We start from the raw sequence: 11,848 nt of genomic DNA on the forward strand, positions 1-11,848 counted from the left end.
TTCTCCCGGCCGGCCGCCATCGGCCCGCCTGAAATGCTCGGGGCAAAAAAAAGCGGCGGGGAGGCAAGCTCCCACGCCCCACGCCGGCCCGACGGGCCGGCGGATCAATCTACTACTTCGTCATCCAGATCGGGCGCATTGGCCTCGGCCTTGATGGCCTCGATCTCGGCGGCCACCTTTTCGGCGACCAGCTTGGGCACTATCTCGCCGATCAGCTTGCCCAGCATCTCACGGGCCACCCGCTCGAAGATCACCGCCGCCTCCAAGGGCTCCAGCGGCGCGGCGTCCACGCCCATGTCCTTGATCATGGCCGCGGCCTGGCCCACCAGCGCCGCGCTGGAAGCCGCCGGCTTTTCGGGCGGCGCGACCACGGCTTGGCGCGGGCGGCGCGGAGCCGCGGCCGCCGGCTGGGGCGGCTCGGGCGCGGGCTCTTTTTCCAATTCGGCCAGCAGCGCGTCCAGGTCGTCGTCGTCATCGGCGGCGGGCGCTGGCGCGGCCTTGGCCTTTGGCTTGGGCGCGGCGGCCGGGGCCGGGGCCGGCTTTTCAGGCGACGGCTGATTGTTGGCCCCCAAGTCGGCCAAGAGCGAATCGAGGTCGTCCTGGCCAAGCTCGGACTTCGCGGCGGCGGCCGGGGCCGGAGCCGGTTTTTCAGCCGGCGCAGCAGCGTCCAGTTCGTCCAAAAGGGCGTCGAGATCGTCTTGGCCAAGCTCGGACTTCGCGGCGGCGGCCGGGGCCGGAGCCGGTTTTTCAGCCGGCGCAGCAGCGTCCAGTTCGCCCAAAAGGGCGTCGAGATCGTCTTGGCCAAGCTCGGACTTCGCGGCGGCGGCCGGGGCCGGAGCCGGTTTTTCAGCCGGCGCAGCAGCGTCCAGTTCGCCCAAAAGGGCGTCGAGATCGTCTTGGCCAAGCTCGGACTTCGCGGCGGCGGCCGGGGCCGGGGCCGGTTTTTCAGCCGGCGGAGCAGCGTCCAGTTCGCCTAAAAGGGCGTCGAGATCGTCTTGGCCAAGTTCGGACTTCGCGGCGGCGGCCGGGGCCGGGGCCGGTTTTTCAGCCGGCGCAGCAGCGTCCAGTTCGCCCAAAAGGGCGTCGAGATCGTCTTGGCCAAGTTCGGACTTCGCGGCGGCGGCCGGGGCCGGGGCCGGTTTTTCAGCCGGCGCAGCGGCGTCGCCGCCAAGCTCGGCCAGCAGAGAGTCGAGGTCGTCGCCGGTGTCTTGGGCCGGGGCGGCGGCCGGGGCCGGCGAGCTTTTGGGCGCGGGCGCGTCGCCGCTCAGTTCGGCCAGCAGAGAGTCGAGATCGTCGCCGGCCAGCGGCGCTTGAGCCTGGGCTTGAGGTTTGTCGGCCACCTCTTCGACCAGATCTATGATCACCGCTCCGGGCGGGGGTCCGGCCTTTGCCGCCAAGGTCTCCTCCTAGCATAAGTTAGTCGGACGTGAAGGAAATTAGCATATCAAGCGGTCGGAGTCAACAAGCCGCCAGGGGCTTGGCCCAAGACAAGGCGCCGCAGGTAGAGCACGTTGCGCCGGTCGGCCCAGCGCGAGTCCTTGGGTGTCTCCATCACCGCCGCCGCCGCGGCCAGGCGCGGATCTTGGGCCAGGCCAGCCAGGCCAGCCCGGCCGATGCGCCCCCGGCCCAGATGGGCGTGAATGTCGCGCCCGCAGCCGCATGGCAATTTCATGTCATTGAAATGCCACAGCAATACACTTTCCAACCCCACCACGTCGTCGACTTGATCGACAAATGCGGCCGCGCCATCGGCGCTGGAGATATCGTATCCCGCGCCCCAGGCGTGGGCCGTGTCCAGGCAAACGGCGCAGGGCGCATCGCCCAGCAGGTCGAGCATGGCCGCCAGTTGCTCCAGCCGGCCGCCCAGCGCCCCGCCAGCCCCGCAGGTGTTTTCCAAAATCACTTTTGACTGACCGCCAGCCGCCGCCAGAGCCCGGGCCGCGCCCTGGGCCACGCGCTCCAGGCCCCAATCCAGGGGCCGAGCGCCCCGGCTGCCCGGATGCACCACCACACCGGCCGCGCCGATGGCCTGGGCCATGCGCAGCTGGTCGGTCAGGGCCTCGATGGACTTGCTCCACAAGGCCTCGTCGGCCGCGGCAAGGTTGATCAGGTAAGGCGCGTGGATCACCACCGGGTCCAGCCCAGCCAGCGCGGCCCCGGCCCGGAAACGCGCCGTCTCCTCGGCGCTCCACGCCACGCGCCGCCACGTTCGCGGGCTGCCGGCGAATATCTGCAGGCAATCAAGGCCCAGTCGTCGGGCCATCTCCACGGCATTGGCCGCGTCGCGGGCCGTGGAAAGATGCAGCCCGATGCGCATTGATCCTCCAGCTTCAGCGGGCCGTCAACAAAAATCCCGCAAATTGTTTTTTGCACTCGTGGCGCTTGGCCATATATTAAATATAAGTTAGGCTAGGCAAAAACGCCACAATCAGCGCAAGGAGGCTACGCAATGAACGAAAAAACAGTCAATATTCCTTCCATATCCTGCGGACATTGCCTGGCGGCGGTCAAACGCGAGGCCGGCGAGGTCAAGGGCGTAAGCTCCGTCGAAGGCGACGTGAGCACCAAAGACGTAACCATCAAGTGGGACGCGCCAGCCACCTGGGAACAGATCGAAGCCCAGCTCAAGGACGCCGGCTACCCACCTCAATGACGCCTCAAGGAGCTGCTTTGGCCGAAAAATCCATCGATATGCCGGTGGTGGGCATGACCTGCGCCCGCTGCGCGGCCAACGTCGAGCGCGTCCTGGCCAAAAAGCTGCCTGGCGTCAGCCTGGCCGAAGTCAACTTCGCCGCCGAGACTGTCCACGTGGTCTACGACCCGGAGCAAGTCGGCCCGGAGCAAATGGCCAAGGCAGTCGAGGATGCGGGTTACAAGCTGATCCTGCCCGCGCCGACGCGCCGGGTGGAGTTGCCGGTGGTGGGCATGAGCTGCGCCCGCTGCGCGGCCAACGTCGAGCGCGTCCTGGCCAAAAAAACGCCCGGCGTCAGCCTGGCCCAGGTCAACTTCGCCGCCGAAACCGTGGCCGTGGAGTACGATCCGGCGCAAACCAGCCTGGAGCGCATGGCCGGCGCCGTGCGCGAGGCCGGCTTCGAGCTGATCCTGCCCGTTGACGGCGAGGACCAAACCGACGCCGAACAACAGGCCCGCGCCCAGGAACTGGCCGCCCAAAAACGCTTTTTCTGGGTGGGCGTGGCCTTCACCCTGCCCCTTTTCATCCTGCACATGGGCCACGCCTTTCATGTTTTCGGGGCGTGGGCGGTCTCGCCGTGGGCCGGCTGGCTGTCGCTGGCCCTGGCCACGCCGGTGCAATTTTACACCGGCGGCGGTTTTTACGTGGGCGGCTGGAAGAGCCTGCGGGCCGGCGCGGCCAACATGGACGTGCTGGTGGCCCTGGGCGCTTCGGCGGCCTATTTTTATTCGGTGGCCGCGCTGATCTTCCCGGGCCTGGGCCATCAACTTTATTTCGAAACATCGGCCATGATCATCACGCTGATCAAGCTGGGCAAGCTCTTGGAGGCCAAGGCCAAGGGCCAGGCCGGCGCGGCCATCCGCAAGCTGATGGATCTGGCCCCCAAAATGGCCACGCTGCTGGGCGACGACGGCGCGGAAAAAACCGTGCCGGCCCAGTCGGTGCGGCCGGGTCAGGTGGTTTTGGTGCGGCCCGGCGAGGCCATCCCCGTCGACGGCGTGGTCGTCGGCGGTGAGTCGGCCGTCAACGAAGCGCTGATGACCGGCGAATCCATGCCCGTGGACAAAAAGCAGGGCGACCAGGTCTATGGGGCCACGGTCAACCAGCAGGGCATGCTCAAGGTGCGGGCCACCGGCGTGGGCGCCGATACGGCCCTGGCCCAGATCATCCGCCTGGTGCGTCAGGCCCAGGGCTCCAAGGCCCCCATCCAACGCCTGGCCGACAAGGTGGCGGCGGTGTTCGTGCCGGCCATCATCTGCATCGCCCTGGCCACGCTGGCCGCCTGGTGGCTGATCGACGGCCTGTTCGTGCCGGCCATGGTCCGCATGACGGCCGTGTTGGTCATCGCCTGCCCCTGCGCCCTGGGCCTGGCCACGCCCACGGCGATCATGGTCGGCTCGGGCAAGGGCGCGACGATGGGCGTATTGTTCAAAAACAGCGAGGCCCTGGAGACGGCCCACCGTGTCTCGGTGGTCATGTTCGACAAGACCGGCACCATCACCAAGGGCCAACCCCGCTTGACCGACTGGATCGCCCTGGGCGACCACGGCGGCGAGGCCCTGACCATGGCCGCCGCCGCCGAAAACGCCTCGGAGCACCCCGTGGCCAAGGCCGTGGCCAGCGGCGCGCGGGAAAGGGGCGTGGCCCCGCCCGAAGCCGAGCGTTTCGAGGCGCTGGCCGGCTTTGGCGTGCGGGCGGTGGTCCAGGGCCGTGAAGTGCTGGTGGGCAAGCCGTCGTGGATCGCCAGCCAGGGCCTGGCCGACGCCGCCGTCATGGCCAAGGTCGACGAATTGGCCGATCAGGGCAAAACAGTGATGATCGTGGTCATCGAAGGCAAGGCGGCCGGGTTGCTGGCCGTGGCCGACGAGGAAAAGCCCGATGCGGCCAAGGCCATCGCCAAGCTGAAAAACATGGGCCTGGAGACGATCATGCTCACCGGCGACAACCAGCGGGCCGCCGCGGCCATCGCGGCCAAGGTGGGCATCCAGCGGGTGGTGGCCGAGGTGCTGCCCGACAAAAAAGAAGAGGCCGTGCGTAAAGCCCAGGCCGACGGCCGATTGGTGGCCATGGTCGGCGACGGCGTCAACGACGCCCCGGCCCTGGCCCGGGCCGACCTGGGCATGGCCATCGGCACCGGGGCCGACGTGGCCATGGAGGCCTCGGACGTGACGCTGGTCGGCGGCGACCTGGCCGGCGTGCCGCGCAGCATCGCCCTTTCGCGGGCCACAATGCGCACGATCCGGCAAAATCTGTTTTGGGCCTTCTTTTATAATGTGCTATTGGTGCCCATAGCCGCCGGCGCGGCCCAACCGTTGACGTGGCTGCCGGATTTCATCCGCAACCTGCATCCGGCCATGGCCGCCGGAGCCATGGCGTTTTCCAGCGTCACGGTGGTGTTCAACAGCTTGCGCCTGGGCAGGCGTCGCCTGTGACACCTAGCAGGAGTCGGCCCATTGAACCGCCCCGCAGATAGTTATGCCCTGGAATTGCCGGCCGACTTGGCCAGCCTGGCCGCCATGGCCGACTTTCTGGAAGATAAAGGCCAGGCCCTGGGTTTGGCCCAAGATGTCCGCCACGCCCTGGGCCTGGCCGCCGACGAAGCCCTGACCAACGTGGTCAGTTACGCCTATCAGGGCGGCCCAGGCCCGGTGCGCGTCTATCTGGAGCGGCGCGACGACGCGGCGGTGCTGATCATCGAGGACGAAGGCGTGGAGTTCGACCCGGCCGACGCCCACGAGCCCGACCTGGACTCGGCGCTGGAGGAGCGGCCCATCGGCGGCCTGGGCCTCTACTTCATCCAGGCCATGACCGACGAGGTCGTGCGCGAACGCAGCGGCGGGGTCAATCGCCTGAAGATGATCAAGCGCCTGACCCCACCGGATCAATCGGCCTGACAGGCGCTTAATCGCCGCCCAGGAAGGTGCCCAAGGCCCCGCCCAGCAGGCTTCCCTCGCCTTTTTGCTTGCCGCCGCCCTGCTTGGCCGCCGCGTAGATGCGGTCGGCCACGCGGCTGAGCGGCAACGATTGCAGCCAGACGCGGCCCGGCCCGCCCAGCGTGGCCAGAAACAGGCCCTCGCCGCCGAACAGCGCCGTCTTGACCCCGCCGACAAACTCCACGTCGTAGTTGACGCTGGGCATCAGGGCCACCAGGCAGCCGGTGTCGACGCGCAGCGTCTCGCCGGGCTTCAGGTCTTTTTCGAACACCGTGCCGCCGGCGTGGACAAAGGCCAGGCCATCGCCCAACAGGCGCTGCATGATGAAGCCCTCGCCGCCGAACAGGCCCGCGCCGATCTTTTTCTGGAAGGCGATCTCCAGGGCCACGCCCCGCGCCGCGCAAAGAAAGGCGTCCTTCTGGCAGATCAGTTCACCGCCCAGTTCGCCCAGGTGCATGGGCATGATCTTGCCCGGATAGGGCGCGGCAAAGGCCACGTGGGCCTTGGGCGAGGCGCCCTTGTGGGTGAAGATGGTCATGAACAGGCTCTCGCCGGTGAGCAGGCGTTTGCCCGCGCCCAGGAGCGAACCCATCAGGCCGCTGGATTTGGCGTTGTCGCGCCGGCCGTCGCCGAAAACGGTGTCCATGGCGATGTCGGCGCTCATGTAGAGCATGCCGCCAGCCTCGGCCACCACCGACTCGCCCTGGTCCAACTCGATCTCCACGTACTGCATCTCGTTGCCTTCGATGCGGTAGTCGACCTGATCGGCGGCCGGGCCGGCTTTGGGCGGCGGCGGCGGGGCGCTGGGCCGGCCCAGTTGGCCCTGCAAGGCGCCCACGGCCCTGATCGGCGTCCACTCACTGACGTCGGGGCCCCAGACCAGGCTGTCCTGGGTCAACTCCCCGGACGTCAACATGCCTCGTAGCTGATCGATCTCGTAGGGCCCACGGCTTTCGCCGCCCACGGCCACGTACCACTGCGCCATGGCAAACCTCCATGCGTATTATCTGAAAAACAGCGCATCCATTTGTTATTAAAATGTATTTAACTCAGTCGGACAGGGGCCCGCGCGTGGTGGGCCCGCCTGTCGTCAGCCGAGGGGAATATGGCAAAATTTCGGCGTGATTACAACAACAAAGCCGTCACGCGGCCGCTTGGCTCATCGCCGACAGCGGCACTGACCGTGGGCGTCGTAGTCGCCTTCCGGCGCATCGCCACGGTTGACGGCCTCGAAAAGGGCGATCTGCTCGGACAAGGACATGCCCGCGAAACGACTGGCCGCGTCCTCGCCCTGGCCCCGGCAAAGGTTGCAACGGGCCGGCGAACAGCCCTGACACTGCCGGCAATCGGGGCATTGATGCTTTTTTTTGCTGCTGGTGGTCATGGCGGCCTCCTTATAAATAATAATTAATATCGAAAAGCCGCCAATGCACGCACAGCGGCACAAAACCTTTGCCCGCCCCGCGCTTGGTGGGTTAAACTCCTGTCGCCACTTGTGTTAACGCAAATTCAGCGGTGTTTGTTTTGATGGATAGCCACTTTATCGAGCAGGTTGTTTCTTCGTACGGCTACTTGGCGCTGTTCGTCGGGACTTTTTTGGAGGGCGAGACCTTTTTTCTGTTGGGCGGCATCGCCGCGCGCAAGGACTTGCTCAACCCGTTCTATGTGGCCATGGCGGCCATGGCCGGTGGTTTCGTCGGCGATCAGTTCTTTTTTTTCCTGGGCCGCTGGCGGGGCGACAAGGTCATTGGCATGTCGCGCCGGCTGGAGCGCAAGGCCGTGGAGGCGCGCGTGCTGGTGCGGCGTCACGCGGTGGCCCTGATTCTGATGTCGCGCTTCCTCTATGGCCTGCGCATGGTCATACCCCTGGCCTGCGGCGCGGCCCACATCACGCCGTGGCGCTTCGTGGCGCTCAATTTCATCTCGGCCCTGCTGTGGACGCTCACCTTCGGCGGGTTGGGCTATTTTTTCGGCGGCTGGCTGTCGGACAACATCGGCGCGTTCAAGAACATGCAGGTGATCGTGGCCGTGCTGGCCGGCGTGCTGCTGGCCTGCCTGCTGGCGGGTCGGTTGATCAAAAAAACCCTGGCCGCCAGCGGCGACGAACAGGGCTCCGGGAGATGAAGCATAACCGGCCGCGCGGCGTTAAGCCCACGGCCGGCGCTTCGGCGTCGTTCAATCAACCAGCACGGTCACCGGCAGGACCAGGTCGACGGGCATGAAACACATCTGGTCGTTGCAGCCCTGGTAGGTCAGCACCAGTTCGGCTTTGCGAGGGCCCTTGGCCGCGTCGGCGGCGATGACGATTTCGGCCGTCAGTTCGATCGTGTCCTCAAAGACCGCCGCTTTTTTTTCGGCGAAGGCCAGCTTGGCCAGCCGCGCCTTGGGGTAGCTCACCAGGCCCAGGGTGAGGGCCTCGTCGCCTTCCAGGACGAGCTGCATGGGCATGCCGGCCGGGCCCTGATCGGCGTCGGCGTTGAGGTGAAAGCCCTTGGCGATCTCCAGGGTGATCATGGCCTTGGCCGTCTCGCCCGCCTTGTGCGCGGCCTTGTCCAGGGTCAATTTGCCCGAGACCTGCTGGTCGTCCGGGCCGCCCATGGCCAGGGCCGGGCATTGACAGGCCAGCACGAACAAACAGGTTAACACGGTCGCCAGCGCCGTCGTCTTTCTCACGCCCATCGACACCCTTCCCTTTTACGCGCCGTAGCGCTTGTTATTTTTGCGCGGGCAGCAATTCGTCCAGGCCGATGCGTTTGGCGGTCGGCCCGGCTTCACGCCAGCCGCCAGGCGCCTTCTGGCCTTCGGGCAGCACGCGCAGCCTGGCCACGGCCCGGGCCAGGCGCGGCCAGACCAGCCGTTGCATGACCTCCAGGTCCAGCCCGGCGTCGAGCATGACCATCTTGTCCATTAGCAGCCCCTCTTCCCTGGCCAGCTCCATGAAGGCCCACACCCGCTTGCCGCCAAGGCGCGGCAAGGCCCACGGCCGTTCGACAAAAAGCTCGGCGTCGAGCATGGCCTTGCGTCGGAAGAAATTCAAGCCCACTTCCAGGCCACGGCCAAGGTCGTTCAGCCGACCGGCCAGATCGAACTCGCCCAGCCAGCGGGCCAAGCCGGCCAGATGAGCCAAAACTTCGGCGTCTGGCGCGGCGGCGGCCTTGCGCGGTGGCTCGCCAATGCCGGCCAGTATGGCCGCGCTGGCCCCGCCTGGCAGGTCAATGGCCATAAGCACGGCGTCGGGCTCCAGACCAAAGGCCTCCACCGCCCCGCGCCGGCTCAGGCGAAAGCCGGTGAGCGACTCGTCGACCACCAGCACCAGGCCTTGGGACTTGGCGCGGGCCGCGGCCCGCTGCACCTCGGCCGCGCCGGAGGCCCAGTCGGCCCGCAGGATGTCCACGCCGGGCGGGCCCTTGGGCGGATCGAACGGCGCGCCGGTGCCGGGGGCCACCCAGCGCACGCCGGGATTCAGGCCCCGCTGCCGGGCCAGATGGCTAGCGGCCAACACGGCGTGGGGCGGCCGGGCGAACAGCCTGACCCAGGCCGGCCAGGCCAGCAATCGTTGAAACATGGCGGCCACGTCATCGGCCGTCACGCCGGGAAGCGGCTGGTGCCAACGCATGGATTTATCAATGAAATCAATGCGACGATCCGTGACTTTGTCTTGGCTGGCCCAGATGGACTCGAGGGTTTGCAGTTCGTGCCTGGTGGGGGCGTCGGGGCCTGGGGCGTGGATGGAAATCAGTGAGGGCATCGGTCTATCCAACAGCGTTGCTTTGGGCGGCCGGCGGCCGCGTTGCCGGCGCCAAGAGGCGCGTGGATGTTGATTATACAACATGATCGGCGACCTTCGCCCAAAACGATGTTTTTTTGCCCGCGCCCAAAAAAAGCCTAAAGCTTTGCAGCAACGACGCCGATATGGAGATTAAGGATAGTTTCGGCATAGGCTTGAATGCCCCTAGAGCCAACGTGCCACGGAGGGCATGAAATGGAAATCATGAGCATCAGCGCGACGAAGATCGTCGAGGCCGCCTCACGGCAAGCGCAAGCTCGCCAACACTCGCGGGAAGAACTCTCCAGCATCACCGCCGGCGTCAACCAGGCCGCCGATCAGCAAGCCGCCGAACCCGCCCCCCGCGAGGCGTTGACCCAAGCCATGGAGCAACTCAAGCAGACGTTCAAGGTTGAAGTCCGGCTGGAAGTTGACGAGGAATCGGGCCGTGACGTGGTCAAGATCCTCAGCTCCGACGGCCAACGGTTGATCCGCCAAATACCGCCAAAGGCTGCCATAGCGATGGCCCAAAAGGCCAGGAACGGCCATCTCGAAGGCATCCTGGACTCCCTGGCGTAGCTTTCCGGGGCCCGGCAACCCCGTGTCGGGCCCCGGAAAGCCATTTCCCGTCACCACCACATCCGCCTTGGTCGGCGCTTTTGGCGGCGACGGGCAATCGCGTTCTAGTTCTGTCGATCCCGATGTGCTACAATCTCTGTGTTTTGCGGTGGACATGCAGTCAGCTCAACATGTTGCATTGTCTTGTCAGCAGGGCCCGCCACCGCCCGCGCACGCCCAATTTGACCGGAGAACGCCGGGTTGACCAGAGAAGCACAACGCGCCATACCCGAGGACAACGCCGTCAGCGCCGAACGCCTGCGGATCCTGCTGGTCGACGACGAGCCCAACATCCGTGAAGCTCTGCGCGAGTATCTTTCTTCGATCAACAACCACCACGTGGTCTGCGCCGCCGGCGGCCCCGAGGCCCTGGCCATCTTCAAACCCGGCCAGTTCGACTGCGCCTTCCTCGATCTGAAAATGCCGGAGATGACCGGCGTGGAGCTGCTCAGCCGTCTGAAAGAGCAGGACAAATCACTGCCCGTGATCATCATGACCGGCTTTCCCTCGCTGGACGCGGCCATCGACACCATGCGCCAGGGGGCCAGCGATTTTCTGATCAAGCCCTTCAACCTCAGCGAGATCAAGGTCACCCTCGAGCGCGTGGTGCGCGAACAGCGCCTTCTGAAGGAAAACCTGCGCCTGGCCGACCGCCTGCGCCACCAGGAGCGCATCGAAAAACTCAACAAGGAGTTGCAGCGCCGCATCCGCGAGCAACACATCATCCACCAGATCTCCGAAACCATCGATCGCATGCACACATCCGAGGATATCTACCAGGGCATGGCCGCCTTGGCCGCCCGCTATCTCGATTCCGAAAAAACCGCCGTGCTCTTGCTGGACCGGGCCAGCGGCCAGCTTTTGGTTATCGCCGCCCACGGTTTCGGCCCCGAGGCCATCGGCCAGGGCGCGCCCGGCGCCGAGCTTGGCGTGCTGGGCAAGGTGGCCGCCGAGGGCCAGCCCATGTTCGGCCAGGGCGCGACCGACAAGCGCCTGAGCGCCATGCTGCCGCTGCGGGGCGCGTTTTTCGCCACGCCCATCAAGATCCGCGACGAGATATTCGGCGTGCTGCTGGTGGGCGAAAAGTCCGGCGGCGCGTCCTATGACGGCGAAGACGTCTTCGTGGCCAGGTTTTTGTGCCAAAAAGCGGTGCTGTCCATCGAAAACATCGCCCTTTACGAGTCCATGGTCGCCAACATGCACTCGACTCTGGGCGCGCTGGTCGGCGCCATGGAGGCCAAAGACCCCTACACCCGCCAGCACAGCCGCCGCGTGACCAACTTCAGCGTGCTGACCGCCCAGGCCATGAACCTGAGCATCGACCAGGTGGAATCGCTGCGTTTCGCCGCCTATCTGCACGACATAGGCAAGATCGGCGTCAAGGACCACATCCTGCTCAAGGACAGCCGCCTCAGCGACGAGGAATACGAGCAGATCAAGCTGCATCCGGTCATCGGCGAAGCCATCATCCAGGCCATGGACCTGACGCAAAACGAACGGTCCATCATCCGTCACCACCACGAGCGCTGGGACGGCAACGGCTACCCAGACGGCCTGGAGCGCGAAAACATCCCCTTGCTGGCCCGCATCGTGGCCGTGGCCGACGCCTACGACGCCATGACCAGCGACCGTCCCTATCGCAAGGCCAAAAACCGCGCCGACGCCATGGTCGAGTTGCGGCGCTGCGCGGGCGAACAGTTCGACCCCAACGTGGTCGAGGCGTTTCTGGAGATGCTGGTGCGCTACGCGCCATCGGAAGGCGGCGACATGAGCCTGCGCCAAATCGGCGTCGGCATGGAGGGTTGAACGGGTCACCAACCATAGCCAGGAAAACGAGCC

The 11,848-nt window shown here is 66.0% G+C and carries 12 protein-coding genes; 6 read left to right on the top strand and 6 right to left on the bottom strand.

Features of this window, described 5'->3' with window-relative positions:
- Positions 1-104: 104 nt before the first annotated feature.
- Positions 105-1,364, bottom strand: coding sequence for a hypothetical protein (locus tag DEBA_RS10000; RefSeq protein WP_043814235.1), 1,260 nt, complete (start codon positions 1,362-1,364; stop codon positions 105-107).
- Positions 1,365-1,444: 80 nt separating this feature from the next.
- Positions 1,445-2,317: a deoxyribonuclease IV gene (locus DEBA_RS10005; protein ID WP_013258809.1), complete on the bottom strand. Its 873-nt coding sequence runs from the start codon at positions 2,315-2,317 to the stop codon at positions 1,445-1,447.
- A gap of 132 nt (positions 2,318-2,449) precedes the next feature.
- On the opposite strand from DEBA_RS10005, the gene DEBA_RS10010 reads away from it, so the two are divergent.
- The 3 genes from DEBA_RS10010 to DEBA_RS10020 are packed head-to-tail and all read left to right on the top strand — an operon-like array spanning position 2,450 to position 5,586.
- Positions 2,450-2,653, top strand: coding sequence for a heavy-metal-associated domain-containing protein (locus tag DEBA_RS10010; protein ID WP_013258810.1), 204 nt, complete (start codon positions 2,450-2,452; stop codon positions 2,651-2,653).
- A gap of 17 nt (positions 2,654-2,670) precedes the next feature.
- A complete protein-coding gene (locus DEBA_RS10015) occupies positions 2,671-5,124 on the top strand; it encodes a heavy metal translocating P-type ATPase (protein WP_013258811.1) in 2,454 nt (817 codons plus the stop codon).
- A 21-nt stretch (positions 5,125-5,145) separates the two neighbouring features.
- A complete protein-coding gene (locus DEBA_RS10020; RefSeq protein ID WP_013258812.1) occupies positions 5,146-5,586 on the top strand; it encodes an ATP-binding protein in 441 nt (146 codons plus the stop codon).
- Positions 5,587-5,593: 7 nt separating this feature from the next.
- On the opposite strand, the gene DEBA_RS10025 is transcribed toward DEBA_RS10020, so the two are convergent.
- Complete coding sequence (locus DEBA_RS10025) at positions 5,594-6,610, bottom strand: AIM24 family protein (protein WP_013258813.1); 1,017 nt, start codon at positions 6,608-6,610, stop codon at positions 5,594-5,596.
- 174 nt (positions 6,611-6,784) lie between these two features.
- Positions 6,785-7,009: a hypothetical protein gene (locus tag DEBA_RS10030; RefSeq protein WP_013258814.1), complete on the bottom strand. Its 225-nt coding sequence runs from the start codon at positions 7,007-7,009 to the stop codon at positions 6,785-6,787.
- A 143-nt stretch (positions 7,010-7,152) separates the two neighbouring features.
- On the opposite strand from DEBA_RS10030, the gene DEBA_RS10035 reads away from it, so the two are divergent.
- Positions 7,153-7,749 carry a DedA family protein gene (locus DEBA_RS10035; RefSeq protein WP_013258815.1) on the top strand — a complete coding sequence of 199 codons (597 nt, stop codon included), beginning with the start codon at positions 7,153-7,155 and terminating at the stop codon, positions 7,747-7,749.
- 51 nt (positions 7,750-7,800) lie between these two features.
- On the opposite strand, the gene DEBA_RS10040 is transcribed toward DEBA_RS10035, so the two are convergent.
- Together DEBA_RS10040 and DEBA_RS10045 are read right to left on the bottom strand one after the other, a co-directional pair.
- Positions 7,801-8,271: a protein-disulfide reductase DsbD domain-containing protein gene (locus DEBA_RS10040; protein WP_187288537.1), complete on the bottom strand. Its 471-nt coding sequence runs from the start codon at positions 8,269-8,271 to the stop codon at positions 7,801-7,803.
- A gap of 67 nt (positions 8,272-8,338) precedes the next feature.
- On the bottom strand, positions 8,339-9,373 hold the full coding sequence (locus tag DEBA_RS10045) for a hypothetical protein (protein WP_013258817.1): 1,035 nt from the start codon (positions 9,371-9,373) through the stop codon (positions 8,339-8,341).
- Positions 9,374-9,607: 234 nt separating this feature from the next.
- Here DEBA_RS10045 and DEBA_RS10050 point away from each other — a divergent pair, with 234 nt between their 5' ends.
- Positions 9,608-9,970 (top strand): flagellar protein FlaG, encoded by a 363-nt coding sequence (locus tag DEBA_RS10050; RefSeq protein WP_013258818.1) that lies wholly within the window; start codon positions 9,608-9,610, stop codon positions 9,968-9,970.
- 240 nt (positions 9,971-10,210) lie between these two features.
- A complete protein-coding gene (locus tag DEBA_RS10055) occupies positions 10,211-11,815 on the top strand; it encodes an HD domain-containing phosphohydrolase (RefSeq protein ID WP_013258819.1) in 1,605 nt (534 codons plus the stop codon).
- Positions 11,816-11,848 lie beyond the last annotated feature (33 nt).

The sequence above is a fragment of the Desulfarculus baarsii DSM 2075 genome, assembly GCF_000143965.1.
GTDB lineage: Bacteria > Desulfobacterota > Desulfarculia > Desulfarculales > Desulfarculaceae > Desulfarculus > Desulfarculus baarsii.

Excerpts from the sequence above, each read along its gene's own strand:
- DEBA_RS10035 (WP_013258815.1), top strand. The coding sequence starts at position 7,153 with ATGGATAGCCACTTTATCGAGCAGGTTGTTTCTTCGTACGGCTACTTG.
- DEBA_RS10010 (WP_013258810.1), top strand. The coding sequence starts at position 2,450 with ATGAACGAAAAAACAGTCAATATTCCTTCCATATCCTGCGGACATTGC.
- DEBA_RS10045 (WP_013258817.1), bottom strand. The coding sequence starts at position 9,373 with ATGCCCTCACTGATTTCCATCCACGCCCCAGGCCCCGACGCCCCCACC.
- DEBA_RS10050 (WP_013258818.1), top strand. The coding sequence starts at position 9,608 with ATGGAAATCATGAGCATCAGCGCGACGAAGATCGTCGAGGCCGCCTCA.
- DEBA_RS10030 (WP_013258814.1), bottom strand. The coding sequence starts at position 7,009 with ATGACCACCAGCAGCAAAAAAAAGCATCAATGCCCCGATTGCCGGCAG.
- DEBA_RS10005 (WP_013258809.1), bottom strand. The coding sequence starts at position 2,317 with ATGCGCATCGGGCTGCATCTTTCCACGGCCCGCGACGCGGCCAATGCC.
- DEBA_RS10025 (WP_013258813.1), bottom strand. The coding sequence starts at position 6,610 with ATGGCGCAGTGGTACGTGGCCGTGGGCGGCGAAAGCCGTGGGCCCTAC.